The 18,251-nt window shown below is 44.9% G+C and carries 17 protein-coding genes; 7 read left to right on the top strand and 10 right to left on the bottom strand.

Annotation, left to right across the window (positions count from 1 at the left end):
- Nucleotide 1: 1 nt before the first annotated feature.
- Nucleotides 2-1,228, bottom strand: coding sequence for an FtsX-like permease family protein (locus LZG73_RS10205; RefSeq protein ID WP_233848472.1), 1,227 nt, complete (start codon nt 1,226-1,228; stop codon nt 2-4).
- Between the two features lie 16 nt (nt 1,229-1,244).
- Nucleotides 1,245-1,628 carry a 30S ribosome-binding factor RbfA gene (gene rbfA, locus LZG73_RS10200; RefSeq protein ID WP_233848467.1) on the bottom strand — a complete coding sequence of 128 codons (384 nt, stop codon included), beginning with the start codon at nt 1,626-1,628 and terminating at the stop codon, nt 1,245-1,247.
- 101 nt (nt 1,629-1,729) lie between these two features.
- On the opposite strand from rbfA, the gene LZG73_RS10195 reads away from it, so the two are divergent.
- Nucleotides 1,730-3,142: a hypothetical protein gene (locus LZG73_RS10195; RefSeq protein WP_233848462.1), complete on the top strand. Its 1,413-nt coding sequence runs from the start codon at nt 1,730-1,732 to the stop codon at nt 3,140-3,142.
- Here LZG73_RS10195 and rpiB read toward each other — a convergent pair.
- On the bottom strand, nt 3,139-3,570 hold the full coding sequence (gene rpiB, locus LZG73_RS10190; protein ID WP_233848460.1) for a ribose 5-phosphate isomerase B: 432 nt from the start codon (nt 3,568-3,570) through the stop codon (nt 3,139-3,141). The two genes, LZG73_RS10195 and rpiB, sit on opposite strands and share 4 nt — an antisense overlap.
- A gap of 128 nt (nt 3,571-3,698) precedes the next feature.
- Here rpiB and LZG73_RS10185 point away from each other — a divergent pair, with 128 nt between their 5' ends.
- Nucleotides 3,699-4,469 (top strand): TIGR00730 family Rossman fold protein, encoded by a 771-nt coding sequence (locus LZG73_RS10185; RefSeq protein WP_233848459.1) that lies wholly within the window; start codon nt 3,699-3,701, stop codon nt 4,467-4,469.
- 28 nt (nt 4,470-4,497) lie between these two features.
- On the opposite strand, the gene LZG73_RS10180 is transcribed toward LZG73_RS10185, so the two are convergent.
- Nucleotides 4,498-5,490 (bottom strand): ComEA family DNA-binding protein, encoded by a 993-nt coding sequence (locus tag LZG73_RS10180; protein WP_233848457.1) that lies wholly within the window; start codon nt 5,488-5,490, stop codon nt 4,498-4,500.
- 112 nt (nt 5,491-5,602) lie between these two features.
- Nucleotides 5,603-6,643: a DUF4097 domain-containing protein gene (locus tag LZG73_RS10175; RefSeq protein WP_233848454.1), complete on the bottom strand. Its 1,041-nt coding sequence runs from the start codon at nt 6,641-6,643 to the stop codon at nt 5,603-5,605.
- A gap of 102 nt (nt 6,644-6,745) precedes the next feature.
- On the opposite strand from LZG73_RS10175, the gene LZG73_RS10170 reads away from it, so the two are divergent.
- Complete coding sequence (locus LZG73_RS10170; protein ID WP_233848451.1) at nt 6,746-6,970, top strand: hypothetical protein; 225 nt, start codon at nt 6,746-6,748, stop codon at nt 6,968-6,970.
- Nucleotides 6,971-6,996: 26 nt separating this feature from the next.
- Here the strand turns inward: LZG73_RS10170 and LZG73_RS10165 are convergent, their stop codons facing one another.
- From LZG73_RS10165 to LZG73_RS10155, 3 genes are all read right to left on the bottom strand, one after another.
- A complete protein-coding gene (locus LZG73_RS10165) occupies nt 6,997-8,346 on the bottom strand; it encodes a GH1 family beta-glucosidase (protein WP_233848449.1) in 1,350 nt (449 codons plus the stop codon).
- 99 nt (nt 8,347-8,445) lie between these two features.
- Nucleotides 8,446-10,425, bottom strand: a complete 1,980-nt coding sequence (locus tag LZG73_RS10160; RefSeq protein ID WP_233848443.1) for a T9SS type A sorting domain-containing protein — start codon at nt 10,423-10,425, stop codon at nt 8,446-8,448.
- 642 nt (nt 10,426-11,067) lie between these two features.
- Nucleotides 11,068-11,637: an RNA polymerase sigma factor gene (locus tag LZG73_RS10155; protein WP_233848442.1), complete on the bottom strand. Its 570-nt coding sequence runs from the start codon at nt 11,635-11,637 to the stop codon at nt 11,068-11,070.
- Between the two features lie 143 nt (nt 11,638-11,780).
- Here LZG73_RS10155 and LZG73_RS10150 point away from each other — a divergent pair, with 143 nt between their 5' ends.
- Genes LZG73_RS10150 through LZG73_RS10135 form a run of 4 tightly spaced genes read left to right on the top strand, consistent with a single transcriptional unit; the run spans nt 11,781 to nt 15,394 of the window.
- Entirely contained in the window at nt 11,781-13,103 is a 1,323-nt protein-coding gene (locus LZG73_RS10150; RefSeq protein ID WP_233848441.1) for a hypothetical protein, read from the top strand.
- A 6-nt stretch (nt 13,104-13,109) separates the two neighbouring features.
- Nucleotides 13,110-13,577, top strand: a complete 468-nt coding sequence (locus LZG73_RS10145; RefSeq protein WP_233848439.1) for a GNAT family N-acetyltransferase — start codon at nt 13,110-13,112, stop codon at nt 13,575-13,577.
- Nucleotides 13,578-13,594: 17 nt separating this feature from the next.
- Entirely contained in the window at nt 13,595-14,440 is an 846-nt protein-coding gene (locus tag LZG73_RS10140; RefSeq protein ID WP_233848437.1) for a carbohydrate-binding family 9-like protein, read from the top strand.
- Between the two features lie 24 nt (nt 14,441-14,464).
- Nucleotides 14,465-15,394, top strand: coding sequence for a serine hydrolase (locus LZG73_RS10135; protein ID WP_233848435.1), 930 nt, complete (start codon nt 14,465-14,467; stop codon nt 15,392-15,394).
- A gap of 32 nt (nt 15,395-15,426) precedes the next feature.
- Here LZG73_RS10135 and LZG73_RS10130 read toward each other — a convergent pair whose 3' ends face one another.
- Together LZG73_RS10130 and LZG73_RS10125 are read right to left on the bottom strand one after the other, a co-directional pair.
- Nucleotides 15,427-15,714 (bottom strand): hypothetical protein, encoded by a 288-nt coding sequence (locus LZG73_RS10130; RefSeq protein WP_233848433.1) that lies wholly within the window; start codon nt 15,712-15,714, stop codon nt 15,427-15,429.
- Between the two features lie 63 nt (nt 15,715-15,777).
- A complete protein-coding gene (locus LZG73_RS10125; RefSeq protein WP_233848432.1) occupies nt 15,778-18,228 on the bottom strand; it encodes an ABC transporter permease in 2,451 nt (816 codons plus the stop codon).
- Between the last annotated feature and the right edge of the window lie 23 nt (nt 18,229-18,251).

The following is an 18,251-nucleotide window of genomic DNA, read 5'->3' as shown; positions in this document are numbered from 1 at the left end:
ATCAGACCGGCAATATTTGGCCGGCTTGTGCTGCCCGGCGCGCAGGAATGTAGGACACCAGCATTGTTATGATAACGACGATGACGCCCGTGAAAAGTATGTCTCCCCATATTAATTTGACCGGGTAAGCGTCAACCAGCGAAGTTGCCATTCCCATCGAAACAAAGCCATATTTGATCTGCAACAAGCACAATGCGATTCCGGCACAAAGCCCGAATATGGCGCCCGACAATGCGACGATGGCTCCTTCTGCCAGGAAAATTTTCCGGATCAGCTTCGGTGTCGCACCCAATGCATATAACATGGAAACATCCTTCTTTTTTTCGATCGCGAGCATGCTCAGCGAGAAGAAAATGTTTATCGCGGCTACTAAAATAATGAAAGACAAGGTTATAGCCACAAAAAGTTTTTCAAGCCGGATGGCGCGGAGCAGATCCGAATTGAGCGAATCCCTGTCTTTTACTACGAATTGACCGCCTAATTTTTCCGCAAGCGCTCTGCTAACCCGCTTTTCCGTGAATCCCGGCGCGACCTTAATTTCCAACGACGATCTTTCGCCGTGGTATTCCATGAGTTGTTCAACCAAAGCAACGGGCGCGATAACATAATCGTCATAGCGGCTTTCGATAAAAAAAACACCGCCCGGCCTGAGTGACAATGTATTAAAAGCTTCGGAAGGATTTACAGCAATCGTTTTGGTCCCGGTTTTCGGATACATGAGCTGCAAAGGCGTGAGAATGTCTTCGAGGGAAATGGAGAGTGCATTGCGAATGCCCTCGGCCGTAATGGCATAAGGCGTTCCGTTGTTGCCATACAAACGCAAAGAGCCTTCAATGAGGGCTGTGTCCAGTTCTGCTTGCTGTTCAAAACCGCTGTCTACGCCTTTGAGGCGCACAATAATTTGCTGATTGCCGTATTGCGCCAGCGCATTGTCTTCCACAACCTGGGTTACAAATTTTACTCCTTCAACAGATTTGATGTTTTGAATAAAAGCATCATTCACCTTGAAGCGCTTTCCCTCGGCTGGCGTAATTTTGATATCCGCATCGAAAGTCTTGAAAATCTTGCGGTTAAGGTCTTCCATCCCGTTGAAAACGGACAAAACCACAACCATAGCCATCGTGCCCACAGCCACGCCAGCCATTGCAATGCGGGCGATCACGCTGATGAAGCTGCGTTTGTTACGGGAGAAAAAATAGCGGACGGCAATCCGGTACGAAAGATCCATTTTGGGAATGCTTAAATCATTTGGATTCTTCTTCCTCGTCCGGTTGCGCGGGAGGAATTACGATATCCGAAAAAAGCAGATCCATTTTGGCCGCGTATTCGGCAGTGTCGTCCATAAAAAATTGTAAATGAGGCACGATCCGAAGCTGGTGTCGCACCCTTTCTGCTAACTTCTGGCGAAAGAAGCGGGTGTTCTCCTTAATGGTTTCCAGCAAAATCGATTTATTTTTATCGGGCAAAAAGCTCAGATATGCTCTTGCAATGCTTAGGTCCGGCGTAACGCGGACCGCAGTTATGGTTACAAAAGAGCCATTCGTCAAATGTTGTGCGTCCTTTTGGAATATCTCCCCAAGATCCTTCTGGATCTGCCTCCCTACTTTTTGTTGTCTTTTAGATTCCATTTTGCAAAAGTACAAATATCCGCACTTATTTTGTTTTTGTAGAATGCGGAGTTGTAATTTCGTGAAAGTTATTCTGATAAGATATATAATCTGCTTACTTCTTGCTAAGTTTTTTTCGCGTAAATGCACGGTATCAGACAATCAGTCTGGTGGTATTTTTTTTACTGCTTCGCCTCCCGTTTTTCCTGGGTGGCGCACCGCTGCTTATTCCCGAACTGAGCTGGATGCTCGTTGGCGAGCAAATGGGACGCGGTTTCATGCTATATCGAGATGTCTGGGATAACGTCAGCCCATTTTCCGGGCTTACTTACTGGCTTATCGATACGCTTTTCGGACGCACGCAATGGTTTTATCAGCTAGCCGCAATCATTGTTTCGATTATCCAGATCCTCTATTTCAATTACGTAATTCATTCGCGTGAGGTGTTTCCGGAACGCACGTTTTTGCCAGGGGCCTTGTACGCGCTTTTCCTGAACATTTCCTTTGATATGGGCACGCTTTCGCCCATGCTGATGGCGAACACATTCCTGCTCTTCGCATTCGGATCGATCGTGAAAATCCTTGTAAAACGTGATGTGACGCCGCAGGTTTTTGAAATGGGGCTTTACATTGGGATCGCGACGCTGTTTTATTTGCCCGCCTCATTGTTTATGGTCTGGGCGTTTCTGGCGCTCCTGTTTTACACCGGCTCCACGGTCCGTCACCATTTGCTCGGCATTTTTGGCTCTGTGTTCCCGCTGCTCATGGTCGTGCTGTTTTTTTATTTGAACAATGGCATTGAAAGTCTAAACAGGAATTTGCTAACCTCCGTTTTTCAGGTAAAACAATATAATCTCAATGATTTTTCGTCCCTGATCGCTTCGCTATTGTTGCCTTTGGGTTTCGGTGTGATGGGTTTTATGCGGATTTTCACAACGCTTCGCTTTGTCAATTATCAGACCAGAATTCAGCAGGTGATGGCGCTCTGGTTCATTGTGTCAGTTTTCACAATTCCGTTAATGCAGTTCATGGCGCCGATGCAATTTGTGATCTTCATCCCGCCCGCAGCCTTTTTTGCAACACATTATTTCCAAAGCTTCAAAAAGAAAAGCCTGGCTGATGAGCTGCAATTTATCACAATGGGTGCTGTGATTCTTTTGATCCAATATCAGGGATTACGCGGAATCATTCCTGGGATCTCAATGGGAAAACTGGAAAATCTCCGTGCAAGAGAAGCGGAACTTCCCGGTCAGATCCAGAAAAAAAGAGTGCTGGTTTTGGGACAGCACTCCGGAGAATATATCAATAATTTTACTGCAACGCCTTATCTCAACTGGGAACTGGCAAGTTATGATTTGCAAAACCTGGACAATTTTGACAGCGTTATTCACGTGTATGACAACTTCAAAAAAGATCCGCCGGATTACGTCATCGATAAGGTGAATATCATGCCGAAATTGCTTTACCGCGTTCCGGCACTCAAAAAGCAATATCAATTAAGTCCCTGGAAAGGCATTTATCAAAGAAAGATCTAGCACGCAATTTTATCGACACGCGTCTGGTGACGTCCGCCTTCAAATTCTGTTGCAAGAAATGCTTCAATGCTGGCCAGTGCGATTTCAAGTTCAATGAATCTTACCGGAATGCAAATCACATTGGCGTCATTATGCTGGCGTGCGAGTGCAGCCAGCGGCAAGTCCCAAACCAATGCAGCACGGATTCCCTGGTGCTTGTTTGCCGTAATGCATACGCCCTGTCCGCTTCCGCATAACAGCACGCCTTTTTCAAACTCACCGCTCTCAACGCCACTGGCAACGGGATGTGCAAAATCTGCATAGTCCGCAGACTCAGCGCTGTAAGTCCCAAAATCCTTCACTTCAAAACCATTCGTTGTTAGCCAGTTAATGACCGGCTCCTTGTAAGGAAAACCCGCATGATCAGAACCGATAGCAATTTTTCTCATTACTTTTTTGTTAATTGTTACCGTGCAATGTTGCACCGACAATGGTTAAAGTTAATATTATATTTTCTATAAACGCCGGTCACAAAGTTACGATTATCTCATACAACAACTAAAATGAATACCCGAATATGAGTGAAGAAGTAAAACCAACAAATGCTGAATTAATAGATGTTTCCTTACTTAATGCTGCGGTTCCGGAAGATGAATTGAGAATTAAGGAAGCTTTTGAAGATAAAAATTGGAATGAGATAAAAAGTGCCGATTCGTGGGTTGTTTTCAAGGTTATGGCCGAATTCGTTGAAGGATTTGACAAGCTTGCGAAAATTGGCCCTTGTGTTTCCTTATTCGGATCGGCGCGCACGCTTTCCAGCAATCCGCATTATAAAACAGCCGAAGACATCGCAGCAAAGCTCGTCAGGCATGGTTACGGCGTCATCACAGGCGGCGGTCCCGGAATAATGGAAGCGGGCAACAAAGGCGCACACGAGCAAGGCGGAAAATCTGTCGGACTGAACATTAAACTGCCTTTTGAACAACACAGCAACATTTACATTGACCCCGATAAGAATATCAACTTCGATTTCTTCTTTGTCCGCAAAGTAATGTTTGTCAAATATTCCCAGGGATTCATCGTGATGCCGGGTGGTTTTGGAACATTGGATGAAATGTTTGAAGCGATGACATTGATTCAAACCAAGAAGATCGGTCGGTTCCCGATTGTGCTGGTGGGCAGCAGTTACTGGTCCGGATTGCTTGACTGGATCAAAGGAACAATGTTGACGGAGGGAAATATTAATCCCGAAGACCTGAAACTGATCAGCATTGTCGACACGCCGGATCAAGCCGTGCAAGTGATCGACAATTTCTATAATAAATATCTGTTGAAGCCCAATTTTTAAGGCTTATTGTAATTTAAAAGCCCTTATCTCAGTCAAAAGAGAGATAAGGGCTTATTTTTTTGATCAAATCATCATCCAGCACTTTCACTTTTTTCAAATCTTCCAAAGACTGAAATGCGCCATGTTGCTGGCGATAATTGACCAACACAACAATCTTTTTTCGATCTCTCAAATAAGGATGACGGCCCAGCTCCTCAGCCGAAGCCGTGTTAATGCTGATCTTTTTTACCGCACTTCCAATTTTCCCATAACGCCGCAGTTCACCCAGAGCCAGTGAGTCAAGTCCAAAGATTTCTGAATATTGGCGCAAGTCATGAAATCCGCCCAGTGCATCACGATATTTGATGATGCGCTGTGAAAGTTTGGTCCCAATCCCACGCAACCGCACCAACTGCGCCGTATCCGCCAAATTCAAATCAAACATCACAAAACCACGAACATTCCCCGGCGTTTCAACGCCGGGCCGCGCACCAAAAGAACGAGAAGAAGAAGATGATGAAGAAACAGATTTCGATAAGGAAACAGACGGCGGCGAAACAACAGAACTAAAAACAATGTGCTTCTTCAACTTCCCGAAAAGCTCCGAAGGGAAATCGTAAATGTTCAGCAGATCTTCTTTTTTCCTGAATTTGCCGCCCTTGCTTCGGAATTTGTCAATGCGCCTTGCCAGAAATGCAGGAATGCCCAATGTTTCCAACTGATCAATTGAAGCCGAATTGGGATCAAAATCAGATAATTTGACTGTTCTTGGAGGCCTTTTCGCAAACTCTTTTTTCGGAAATGGCTTGTATTTTTTGAACTTGACCTGACTTTCCCTTTCCAGCACTACGGCAATGCTGTCCAACTTTTTAAAATCGACGGCTTGCTTTTCAATGGGTAAAACGGGAAGGACAAATCGGCGAAAAACAAAGGGCGTCCAAAGTAGGAAGAGGCATAAAATCATGAGCACCAGTGCGCCTCTCGCTTCCTTTTTGGATATGCCGAAAAATTCTTGAAGGTGATTTGTGATTTTTTTAAACATGAGACAGAGCGATTATTTATGCTTTGACGCAGGTTTGAAAAATCGGTCACAAAAAAAGGCATTGGAAAAAAATTAATTCCAATGCCTCACTTATATGTAAATAGTTATTGCCTTACTGATTCACCGAAACGCTTCCACTGCTTGCCGATAATGTCACCGGAATGCCGCCGCCGTTCATTTTGCCGCGCACGTAATCTTTCTCAGCTTGGCCGTCAAAGTTTTTCAAAGCAATATTCACTTTGTTTCCTTTCAGATTCAGGTCAACGCCCTTGTCCATTGGCATGGTCACGCGCACACTTCCTGCCGAGCTGGAAAGGTCTACATATTCACCTAACTTGTTCATTTCTACTTCAATGCTGCCCGCGCTCGTGCTCGCCCTCAAACTTCCCGACACATTGGAAAGTCTTACTGACCCACCCGAAGTGCCCGTGTTAAGCGAGCCCGTGATGCCGTCGCCTTTTACGCTTCCACCGCTTGTATGCGCTTCGATATCGCCTTCCATTTCGTTCAGTGCAATGCTTCCGCCAGAAGTTTCAAGCACGATTTTGCCGCTCAATTCCATGGCTTTAATGCTCCCGCCGCTTGTATGCAACTCCACATCTTTTTTGCAATTGGCCACGTCAATGCTGCCTCCGGAAGTTCTGCCACGAATAACGCCTTCCAGATCAGTCACTTTCAGGCTTCCGCCGCTCGTTGTAAAGTTTTGCTCGCCGGATAATGCAGCAATGTGAATGCTTCCTCCGCTCGTTTTCAGGTTTGTCGCCGTGTTGCGAGGCGCAGAAACTTTGAATGCGATGGAAATGCTTTTCTTGTCATTCCATTTAATGTTGTTTTTCCTTTTTGCTGTCGCGATCACGCGGTTGCCTTCCGTGCCGATGAGAATGTCGTAATCCTCCAACCGATCTTCAACCTCTTCCTTCGAAAGTTCGTCCTTTCCATTCCAGTTGTTTGGTTTGACATACATATCCACCCTGAAACCACTGCTTTGGCCGCCCGTAACCGAGATCGACCCGCCCGAAGTTTCCACCTCCAGTTCTTTTAATGATGCATTGGTAAAATTCTTGGTCACATAAGGCTTGTCCTCGCCCTGCGCTTTTGCGGTAAGCGAAACGAAAAAGGTCAACGCGACGAATAACAGTTGTTTAGTTTTCATGGTCTAATAAATTAGGTTTTGTTGAATGATGCTCAAACGCGTAGTGAAGTTGCATGGAGGGAATGATTTTTGAACAAAATCATCTACAATAAAAAACTATGTATGAAAACCTTTCACATTGAAGTAATTAAGGAATCGGAACAAGAATTGATTAAGCAGGTTTTGGCTAGCCTGAAACAAAAAGGAATGATTGATTTTAAAGAAACCAGCGCTCACGTGGCTGAAAGTGTGCCGGCGTCCGACGAACAGGTTCAGGAAATTATTGAAGAAGCGGAATTGGCTCCGTTCTATTCTGAAAAAGAAGCCAAAAATATTCTCAATTTGTGATCGTCAACTGGTGAGTGAATTGCCGATTATGCGTTTAAGAAAGAGGCAAACCACTTGCCTGAATCTTTTATTGTGCGTTTTTGTGTTTTAAAATCGACATAAATAAGTCCAAACCTGGCGTCAAATCCTTCGGCCCATTCGAAATTGTCCATTAATGTCCAGGCCAGGTAACCTTTGATTTTTCCCAAATCACTTTTCGCTTTTAATATCGCAGCAAGATATTCCTGAAAAAATTGCTTGCGACCTTCGTCATGAATGGCGTCATCATTAAGCTTGTCGTGAAAAGCAGCGCCGTTTTCGGAAATAATGATCTCCTTAACACCTTCATAAGCAGCGAATTGTGTTAGTATGTCATACATTCCTTTGCCGCTAACCTCCCACCCCATTGCCGTAACCGGCACATTCCGCAATGTTGCCGGCACTTCTTTGAGCCAGATTACCGGCGCGAGATAGGAATGCTTGACAACGACGCTGAAATAATTTTGCACACCAATAAAATCGAAGTCGAATTTTAGTTTCTCAGCGTCGCCGGGAAGCATATATCGTTTGATATTTTGTAAAAAACTGAAAGCATCAGATGGATAACCGAGTCCCAATGCGGGTTCAATAAAAAGGCGGTTCATAAGCGCATCTGCCCGCTTTGCAGCATTAATGTCTTTGATATTGTCGCTTGCGGCATGCACGTAGGAACATGAAAAGGCGGTTCCAATGTAAGCGTCCGAAACAAGTTCGCGGATTATGCGCCCGCCCGCAGACTGGCACATTGCGAGATGATGCACCACAGGAAGGAAATTCAGCATGCTTTTTTTGCCAGGTGCATGCAGACCCGTTGTATAACCAAGCCCGGCAACCGCCATGGGCTCATTCAAGACAATCCACTTTTTCACCCGATCGCCGAATGCTTTGACGCAAACCGTGGCATAAGCCGAAAACCATTCGATAACTTTCCGATTTTTCCACCCGCCCTGATCTTCCAAAGCCTGCGGAAGATCCCAATGATACAATGTGATCCAGGGAACAATGTTCAATGCAAGACATTGATCAATCACACGATTATAGAATGCTATGCCTTTTTCATTCAGCGCGCCATAGCCGTCGGGAAAAATGCGCGACCAGGAAATTGAAAACCGGAATTCTTTAAAGCCCAATGTTTTAACAAGTGCAATGTCACCTTCGTATTGGTGGTAAAAATCGCATGCAATTTCAGCATGATCGCCATTCTTGATTTTACCTTTGATTTTTGCAAACGAATCCCAGACACAAGGCCCGCGCCCGTCTTCGTCCACCGCACCTTCTATCTGATAAGCGGCCGTGGCCACGCCCCAGGTAAAATCAGTTCCAAAATCTTCCTTACTAAAATCCAAGTCCTTAGGCACTTTACAGAATTAAGAGCCGGAAAGTTATGAACATATTATAAAACAAAAGCCCTTCACCCGAGATTTACGGATGAAGAGCTTTTTGGAATGCACATTCAATTATCTGACAATCACAATTCTTTTTGTCGAAGCGCTATTGTTGATTTTGATAAAATAAATGCCCTGGTTCAACTTTTTGACATCGATTGCATTGGAGGCGTCGGGCAAAGCATTCATTACGAGCACGCCTCTTTGGTCATAAAACTTAACGCTTGAAATTGCAGCATTGCTGTTCAGCACAAGATGGTCCGTTGTCGGATTTGGATAAACGCTGATCTGCGCATCGCCGTCGAAATTGAGGCTTTTAATGCTGCTGAACGCAAATGTCTCATCCTGATCAATCATTTTTAACCGGTAAAGGTTTGTGGCCAAAGGCGAAGTGTGCGTATAGTTGTAAGTGACTAATGCTTTGCTCTCTCCCTGCGCCGTAACGATCGCAAGCACATCCCATTTCTTTCCATCGCCGCTGTGCTGCACTTCAAAATGATCTGAATTGCTTTCCGAAGTTGTCGACCAAACCAATGTAGCAACATTGCCTTCTTTTTTCACATTGAATGCAGCAAGTGTTACCGGAAGCGGAGGGCCTGAGAATGTCAAACATCCGCTGTCAACTGCCAGGTAATCTGTTGTTGCTGAGCCAATAATGCGGATGATCGTCGTGCCGTTCGGAATGGCGCCGGCAAGATTATAACGCTGGAATCCCCATGGATTTGACTCAACCAGCTTGTCGATATTTTGCGTGAGCGTTCCCAGCACTTTGTTGTTTGCGTCCAGGAAAATCACTTCAATTTTCTGATCTGCATCTTGCTTAACTGCTGCCCAAATGCTCAGGTTAACCGCATTCCCCAAAGTTGAAACGAACGGAATGTCCTGCGAGAATGAACCCGGACCAGCCAATATCAGACTTTTCGTCCCGCACACGGCGATGGTTGCATCCGTGATCACCGTTCCGGTCGTTGCCCAATGCTCGGTTCCGTTTTCGAAACTTTCATTCACGAGCTTGTTGTTGTTACATGTCTCGCAAGTTGGAGGCGTCGCTGGCGTAATGCTCATGCACACCACATCCACTTTGAAATAATTACCGCTTGAAATGATTGACAAACGCACTTTCGCTGCGCCGAACGGAGCTGTTCCGGACAATGTATATTGCTGTAATTTATGCTGCTCGCTTACCTGGAAATTCATATCCACCGTATTTTCAGGCGTTGTCGGCACCTGGATCAGCGCACCTGAGCTTGTGTAAAATTCAAGCTTAAACTGGTGATTCTTGCTTGTATCGTGCGTTCCTCCATATACGGTCAAATTCACGCGGCTGCCTGAGCTCAGGTTTACTTCCTGATAAACAGTTCCCGCGCCATCGATCAAACCATTTTTTGATCCGCAAACACTATATGGGTCATCCTGTCTGAAATTGGTGCCGGAAGTGGCAATCCAGTTATTCGTGCCGTTTTCGAAACTGCCGTTTTTAATCGCATTATCAGCCTCTGGGCATCCGCAATCGGCCGGAGCGGGCGGCGTAACTGACATACATGCGACATCAACTTTGAAGTAAGCTCCGCTCGAATAGAATGCAAAACGCACCCTAACCGCATTGGAAGGCGCTGCATTTTTTGATAAAGTGTATTTTTGCAGATTTCCGTTTCCGGTAACCTGGTAATTCATATCAACTGTAACACGCTCACTTTCAATTTCTTCATTATTACTATTATAAAACAACAGGTAAAACTTATGCGTCTTTGATCTGTCGTGTGTGCCGCCATAAACCGTCATGTTAATGGCACTTCCACCTGCAATTTGCACATCCTGATACACAAATCCAGCCTGGTCGATCAATCCGTTTTTTTGCCCGCAAATGTTGTAGGCGTCATCTGTTCTGAAATTGGTGCCGTCCGATTTTTTCCAATATTCGGTTGATTCAAAATTCCCGTTTTTAAGCGCATTTTCGGAGTCTTTGCAACCACAATCGTCGGTGGCGTAAACATTGCGAGGGAGTAAGAAGGTAAGTAATAAGAAACCAAAGAGTAAAGTAAAGTTTTTCATAACATAATTGATTTGTAACTATTTAGGTGATAAATGAATGACATTTAAAATCTACGTTACAAAAGTATTGTTTAGATCAACCCGAAATATAACTTTTTCAATATTACATGTAATTGCGAAATATTTTGATAGCAATTTTTAAATTATTACTACCCAAAAAAATGAACATATTTCAATGCCTTAAATTTGATTATTTCGCTTTATTTGAGTCAGTTACTTCGATAGCCAGGCAAACTGATTAACCCATTAAAGAAAAAATTCACCATTTTAAAGATATAACTATTTCAATATCAACAACGCGATGACAGCGAGCACAAGGCAATATTAGACCTCCAATGAAGGACACTCAAATGTCTGATCTGAAAGCGCTTATTTAGTTAAAAATGCAATTTTGGTTTGCTTCCGCATATTGGATGAGCGCTCTGTCATATACGCGACGTGCGGCCAAGCAGATAGAAGCGTTTCTACAAATAAATGCTCTAAAAATGTTCGAAAAGGTGAGTATATTAGATTTCTCGCGGAACGAAAATCCCGTGCCGCTTATTGCGGATTTTGTAGCGAAGTATGAATTGATATTGATAAAATTCGACAGCCGAAAATTTCGAATTTTTCCGGGTTCTACAAACCCAATTGCGAATGTGCTTAGGCGTAAATCGCTTCGGGCGTCGTTACAGCGAAAATATATCTCAGTTCTTTCAATGCTTTGCGAATCCTTGACTTGACAGTCCCCAATGGCAGACTGAGACGTTCTGAAACTTCTTCGTGCGTGTAACCTTGAAAATACACCATATCAATCAGCAACTTACGATCGGGAAGGAGCTGTTCCACAATCAATCGCACGTCCATGATTTCCGGGATAGGAATGAAAACCGAGGTGCCGGACAAGTCCGCATCGCGCAGGGAATCGAGATGAATGACGTTCTCCTTTTTAAGCTCCATACGCAACTTATCAATTGCTGTATTGCGGGCAATGTTCAGAATCCACGTAAAAAGTGTCCCTTTTTCTGAATTATAGCTTGAAATGCTTTTCCAGATTTTAAGAAATGTATCTTGCATCACATCACAGGCCCGTTCCTCATCCTTGACAATCTTAACGATGATGCCAAACAATGCAGCCGAGTAATTGTCATAAAGATATTCGAAAGCAGCCCTATCATTGCTTTTAAGCAGCGCAACCAGCTGCTGCTCGGTGAAGGTAAACTTAGCCGTCATGTGACACTAATTTTCTGGGTGGATAGTCCAGTGCGGATGCTGGACAAACGGTTTACATTAATTCTATTCCAGTTTATGTTTAGCATCAAACTGCGTAATTTACACCCAATGTGGGAACTGGGATATTTTTCAAAACTATCAAAATGAGCTTAAAAAGCACTGTTATAATCATATTTTCTGTTTTAATGTTGGCATGCGGGTCTAAAAAGATGCAATCAGGCGATGCAGGAACCCTAAACCGGATTGGTCGCGATTATGTGACACTGGGATTGGAAATTGGTCAGTTTGACCCGGATTTTGTGGACGCTTATTATGGCCCGGATTCGTTGAGACCGAAAGCCGCAAAAGACACTTCCCTTTTTCCAAAGGATAGTTTGCTCAGTCGCGTTTCAGCATTGAAAAAAGAACTTGGCGCACTCACTGCTTCCACCGACAATGACTCGACCCGCACCCGTGCCGAATGGCTCAATGCGCAACTGACCGCTTTCGAAAGGAGAATCAAGATTGTTTCAGGTGAGAACGCACCGTTTGATACAGAATCCAAAGAGCTGTTTGATGCCGTTGCGCCCGTTTATTCGGAACAATATTTCCAATCGCTGATCGCCAGTCTGGACAGCTTGCTGCCCGGCAAAGGAGCACTTCCCGATCGTTTTCAGCAAGTTGCCACGCGTTTTGTTATTCCCAAAAACAAGATTGACACGGTCTTCCAAGTCGCCATTGCGGAGGCGAGGAAACGCACATTGCAGCATTACAAGCTCCCTTATAATGAGAACTTCAAACTGGAATATGTGACGGACAAGCCGTGGTCGGGATACAATTGGTATAAAGGAAATTACCAGAGCATCATTCAAATCAATATCAGCCAGCCCATTTACATTGAGCGAGCCATAGACCTGGCCTGCCACGAGGGTTATCCGGGACATCACGTGTTCAATGCGCTTTTGGAAAAAAACATTTACCGGGATAAGGGTTTACAGGAGATTTCGCTTTATCCGCTTTTCAGTCCGCAATCGCTTATTGCCGAGGGAAGCGCTAATTATGGCATTTCCATTGCTTTCCCCGGCGACGCTTCCAGACAATATTGCAAGCAAGTGCTCATCCCGCTGGCCGGACAGGACACAACAGGTTTTGACACTTATTTTAACGCATTGAAAATAAGATCATCACTTAATTATGCGCGTAATGAGGTTGCCAGAGGGCTTTTTAGTAAAACAATGACGGATAAGGAAGCGCTTCGCTGGCTTACGAATTATTGCTTGCTTTCCGAAAAAGGAGCTGTTGATTATCTCCGATTTATACGGAAATATCGAAGCTATGTGATCAATTATAATTACGGTCAGGATATTGTTAAAAAGTACATTGAAAATCAGTCTGGCTCGGACGAAGCAAAACGCTGGCAATCATTTGAAAAGCTGCTCAGCAACCCGGTCAAAGCTAGCGACCTTTTGAAAGCCACAAAAAATTAAGACGAAATGTTTCAGATCGTAAAAGCTGCATCAACACCGCAATATTCCGCTGGCGGTGAGTTGTTTAAGGAATACGCTAACTCGCTCGACTTTGCGCTTTCTTATCAGAATTTTGATGACGAATTGTTGCAGCTTCCGCAAATGTATGGCCCGCCAACAGGCGCATTGTTCTTGGTCGAAATGGATGGAAGTTACGTTGGTGCAGCCGGTTTGCGCCGCATTGAAAATGAGTTTACCTGTGAGGTGAAGCGCATGTACATTCGTCCCGGACATCAGGGACAAGGCATTGGAAAAGCATTGTTAAGCGCGCTCATCGCAGAAGCGGGTGCATTAAATTACAAAACGATCAAACTCGATACGGTGAAGCAAATGAGCGCGGCAGTTGGCTTATACAAATCATTTGGCTTCAAAGAAACTACTCCATACAATGTAAGTCCTCTTGAAAATGTGCTCTTCTTCGAGCGCGAACTTTAATTAATCGCTCTAAACTCTTGAAAAAACCAGATTTCAAAACCCTAAACCTGCTCATTCTTTTTGTTACTTTCGGAGCCCTAAAAAGCGGACTCGCGCAGACTGAAACGCTTCCCAGAAAATACATTAGCAACAAGACAGACAAGCCGATCCGCATTGACGGAAAGCTCGAAAGCGCCTGGAAAAAGGCCGTGTGGACGGAAAGGTTTGTGGACATTGAAGGAGACAAAAAACCACTTCCTTACCAGCATACGCAGGCAAAAATACTTTGGGACGACACGCATTTGTACATTGCCGCGCTCATGGAAGAAGAGCACATTTGGGCTTACCAAACCAAGAAGGACCAAATTGTATATCTGGAAAATGATTTCGAAGTTTTCATTGATCCGGATGGCGACACCGAAAATTATTACGAGCTGGAAATCAATGCTGCCAACAACACATTTGACCTGTTTCTTCCCAAAACTTATAAAAAAGGCGGTCGGGCGCAGCTGAAATGGAACATTCAAGATCTGCAATCTGCCGTGTCCGTCGATGGAACCATTAACAATGCCAAAGACAAGGATAAGCGCTGGATATTAGAAATCGCGATTCCTTTCAAATCACTTTCCCATGAAAATGTGGCCGCCATCATTCCAACCGCCGGCTCCGAATGGCGGATCAATTTTTCGCGGGTGAACTGGCAGCATGACGTGAATGAGGAAGGCAAATATGTCCGCAAGCGAAACGCGGAAACTGGCAAACGCTTGCCTGAATACAACTGGGTTTGGTCACCGCAAGGCATCATTAACATGCATTTTCCTGAACATTGGGGCTATTTGGAATTTGCAGACCAAAAATCGGCCAAGCGAAAAACGTCAAACTAACTTACTTCAATCACTCCTACCAATATGAAAAAATTGATTTTATTATTCACTGCATTGTTAATGACTGCCGCTTCAATCGCGCAGCCTGCGTCTGTGGGCAAAACATCTGTCGATCAAAAGCTTGTTAAAAAACTTGAAAACGCGATGGCCGGTTTCAAAGGCACGGCAGGAATCTATGTCAGAAATCTCAAAACAAACCGCATTGCAGCTGTCAATGCAGACTCCATTTTCCCCACGGCAAGCATGGTGAAGGTGCCGATCCTTTGCGGGATTTTTGATAAAATAAACCGAGGCGAAGTGAAGTTTGACCAGGAACTTATTTACCGCGATTCATTAAAATATGATGACGGCATTGTCGGTTCGTTTCGCGACAGCACCAAAATTGCTTTGCCGAAAGTCGTTCACCTCATGATTTCACAAAGTGATAACACGGGCAGCTTGTGGTTGCAGGCGATGGCGGGAGGCGGCGCGACGATCAACCAATGGCTGGAAAGCAATGGATTTTCAAATATTCGTGTCAATTCCCGCACGCCCGGTCGCAAAGACGGACAGGCGAAATATGGCTGGGGTCAAACCACGCCCAGAGAAATGGCAGAGCTTGTCACGATGATCCGCAACGGAAAGGCGATCAGTCCGGAGGTTAGCGAACGAATGTATCGTTACTTGGGCATGCAATTCTGGGATGGAGAAGCAATTTCACAAATTCCACCTCAAGTGAAAGTTGCTGCAAAAAGTGGGGCTGTGAATAAGGCAAAATCAGAAGTGCTTGTTGTGCACGCGCCGCATGGAGATTATGTCTTTTGTGTCGCAACCAAAGATCAGGAGGATCAGGCTTGGCAAAAAAGTAATGAAGGTTATGTGCTGATCCGTAAACTGTCTGCCATCATTTGGGAGCATTTTGAACCGAAAAGCAATTGGAAACCGCAGGAAGATTCCGACAAGTTTTGGTTTTGACACTTTCCGGATATTGCAATCCGGAAAGTTGATTAAGCAAGCGCTTCGCGCATCAGGTTGCGGCTTTCTTTCTTTACAAAAGTGATGGGCACGAAGTCGTCATTCGGTGCGCCAATGTAATAAACGGTCCATTCCGGATCGTGATGAGCAAGCATTTCGCTGATGCAATCGGCGCGATGCGCGACCGGATTGGAGCAATCTTCCCAATAAAAAAGCTCAACACGGTAAAACAAATTTTGCTTGATTCCATTGATGGTTACTTCAACTTTAATCTCCTGCTTTCCTTGAAGCGGCGGGATTGGGATGGCAATATGGCTCATGGTTGATAATTGGTTAAAAAGTCGATTCAATTGAAGGTGTATGGCAATGAAGTTCTTCTTTTATCAGTCGGTTTTGAGCGATTTCACCGGATTGATCAATGCAGCTTTTATGCTTTGCACGCTCACGGTCAGCAATGTTACTGATAATGTCAGCACACCGGCCAGACCGAAAACCCACCAGGCAATGTCCGTTTTGTAGGCGAAATTTTGCAGCCATTTATCCATCGCGAACCATGCAACAGGACTTGCGATGACAAGTGAAACGACCACGAGAATGACGAAATCGCGTGATAGCAATTGTACAATCCCGCTTACGGAAGCGCCAAGCACTTTTCTGATGCCAATTTCCTTGGTTCGTTGCTGGGTAACGATAGCAACAAGTCCATACAAACCCAGGCAAGAGATCAGCACGGCAAGGCCCGCAAAATAGCCAATCAGCTTGCTAAGGCGCTGTTCCGTTGCATAAGCATTCGCAATGCTTTGATCAAGAAATTCGTAATCGAAACCTTTTTCCGGGAAATATTTATCCCATTGCTGACCGATCAAGCGCAATGTTCGCTCCGTATTTTGAGCCGAAAGCTTTGTTGAAACCTGCGTGAACATGGGCTGATCAATGTTCAGCAACATGCCTTGAATCGGATTTTGCAGCGATTGATTGTGGAAATCTTTCAAAACACCTACGATCCTCCCCTGCTTGCCTTCCAGGTTGATCGATTTTCCAATGGCCTCGTCAGCACTTTTCCAGCCCAGTTGTTTCACGCCAGTTTCATTGATCAGGAATCCAGCGGCCTTATCCGTAGAAAATCGCTCGGAAAGATCGCGTCCGGCAGCTAATTTCAATCCATATGTCTTTACAAAATTGAAATCAACGCCAACGGCTCCGATAAACAGGTTACTATCCTGCGTTTTTCCCTCCGGAACAACATTGCGCTGCACTGCACCCGCGCCCATTTGCTGGGTTGAAAAAGTTACTTCTTTTACGCCGGGATTGCTGAGCAATGTCTCCTTAAACGTCCTTAACCTCGAATAACTGCTGTCATTGGGCGTTGCAAACACATTGGTAATCTTCTCGTTACGCATGTTGGCGGTCACAATGTAATCTTTGTCAAATCCCATCGGCTTCTCCATCAGGAATTTCAGCTGCCGGAATGCGACCATAGCGCCAATGATGAGGATTATGGAGGCGATAAATTGAAAACCAAGCAGCGTCTGCCGCAATGCACCACCCTTCGCTTTGCCCCCCGCAAAATTACCTTTCAATGTGGCGATGGGATCAAAACGGGCGACAAAAAATGCCGGATAACTTCCTGACAAAATGCCTGCAAGAATGGCAATGCCAACAAATGAACTCATCAAAACAGGACTTGAAAACACGTAAGAAACCGTTAATTGCTTATCTGTTAAGTTATTGAGCACAGGCAGCAGCAATGCAATCAGCACAATTGAGAGCAGCAAGGCAATGTTGCTCAGCAACAGCGACTCGCCCAAGAATTGCGCAACGATCTGTCCCTTTTCGCTGCCTAGTGTCTTCCTAATGCCCACCTCACGCGCACGTTTCAGCGAGCGCGCCGTGGAGAGATTGATGAAATTGATGCAGGCAATGAGCAACGTCATGAACCCAACACCCAGAAAAACGTAAATGTAAGTCATGTTGCCGGTCGGCTCGTTATTGCCTTCCACCGCATTGTCGAGGTGAATGTCGTCCAACGGCTGCAATTTGTATTCAATGCCTTTTGCCAATTCCGGGTCTGCGTGCGCTGCGAGGAATTTGGGCAGCCTTGCATTCACGCTTCCTGCCGATTTGCCATTTCTTAAAAGCACGTAAGTCGTTGAATGCGTGATGACCCAGTTCTGCGGCAAGTTCTGGCGCAGGTTTTCACTCTCCGTCGCAAACATGGTCTGATAATCCGAAAGCAAGTCGATCTTCACGTGCGAATTGTCGGGAAGCTCCCTGATGACGCCTGTCACTTTCAGCGGATGCTTGCCTTCAAAAGTGAGCGTTTTGCCCAATGCACTTGTTTTACCAAAATATTTAGCCGCAATTTTATCCGTAATAATGACAGAATAACGGCTCGTGAGCGCTGTTTTGGCATCGCCTTCCAGAAATTCAAGTGAAAAAATGTCGAGTAATGTTGAATCGCCGAAGTAAAAGCGCTCTTCATCAAACTTCACCGGCCTCGAACTGGAAGCGCCCGAAATTTCAATAGTCGCATTGTTTCTGTAAAGGCGACCGGAGGTTTCAATTTCGGTAAAATAATCAGGAAGCAGCGGCGATGCAGCGGCTGGTGTGAGACCAATGTATTGGGTGTAACCTGCGAATTTGGGCATGTAATTGAGCCGGTAAATTCGCTCATGTTTGGCATGAAACTGATCATAACTCGTTTCGTGCTGCACAAAAACCATGATCAGAAAACAACAAGTGAGGCCAATCGTCAGTCCCAGAATGTTGATCAATGAAAAACTTTTGTGTCTTAATAAATTCCGCTGCGCAATTTTAATGTAGTTGTTTAGCATAATCCTCCATTTATTCGAAATTT

Source organism: Dyadobacter sp. CY326, from assembly GCF_021390515.1.
Classification (GTDB): domain Bacteria; phylum Bacteroidota; class Bacteroidia; order Cytophagales; family Spirosomataceae; genus Dyadobacter.
This window is presented reverse-complemented; position numbering and strand designations above follow the sequence as displayed.

Excerpts from the sequence above, each read along its gene's own strand:
- LZG73_RS10145 (WP_233848439.1), top strand. The coding sequence starts at position 13,110 with ATGTTTCAGATCGTAAAAGCTGCATCAACACCGCAATATTCCGCTGGC.
- LZG73_RS10205 (WP_233848472.1), bottom strand. The coding sequence starts at position 1,228 with ATGGATCTTTCGTACCGGATTGCCGTCCGCTATTTTTTCTCCCGTAAC.
- LZG73_RS10185 (WP_233848459.1), top strand. The coding sequence starts at position 3,699 with ATGAGTGAAGAAGTAAAACCAACAAATGCTGAATTAATAGATGTTTCC.
- LZG73_RS10180 (WP_233848457.1), bottom strand. The coding sequence starts at position 5,490 with ATGTTTAAAAAAATCACAAATCACCTTCAAGAATTTTTCGGCATATCC.
- LZG73_RS10125 (WP_233848432.1), bottom strand. The coding sequence starts at position 18,228 with ATGCTAAACAACTACATTAAAATTGCGCAGCGGAATTTATTAAGACAC.
- LZG73_RS10150 (WP_233848441.1), top strand. The coding sequence starts at position 11,781 with ATGAGCTTAAAAAGCACTGTTATAATCATATTTTCTGTTTTAATGTTG.
- LZG73_RS10175 (WP_233848454.1), bottom strand. The coding sequence starts at position 6,643 with ATGAAAACTAAACAACTGTTATTCGTCGCGTTGACCTTTTTCGTTTCG.
- LZG73_RS10155 (WP_233848442.1), bottom strand. The coding sequence starts at position 11,637 with ATGACGGCTAAGTTTACCTTCACCGAGCAGCAGCTGGTTGCGCTGCTT.
- LZG73_RS10170 (WP_233848451.1), top strand. The coding sequence starts at position 6,746 with ATGAAAACCTTTCACATTGAAGTAATTAAGGAATCGGAACAAGAATTG.
- LZG73_RS10160 (WP_233848443.1), bottom strand. The coding sequence starts at position 10,425 with ATGAAAAACTTTACTTTACTCTTTGGTTTCTTATTACTTACCTTCTTA.
- LZG73_RS10130 (WP_233848433.1), bottom strand. The coding sequence starts at position 15,714 with ATGAGCCATATTGCCATCCCAATCCCGCCGCTTCAAGGAAAGCAGGAG.
- LZG73_RS10135 (WP_233848435.1), top strand. The coding sequence starts at position 14,465 with ATGAAAAAATTGATTTTATTATTCACTGCATTGTTAATGACTGCCGCT.
- rbfA (WP_233848467.1), bottom strand. The coding sequence starts at position 1,628 with ATGGAATCTAAAAGACAACAAAAAGTAGGGAGGCAGATCCAGAAGGAT.
- rpiB (WP_233848460.1), bottom strand. The coding sequence starts at position 3,570 with ATGAGAAAAATTGCTATCGGTTCTGATCATGCGGGTTTTCCTTACAAG.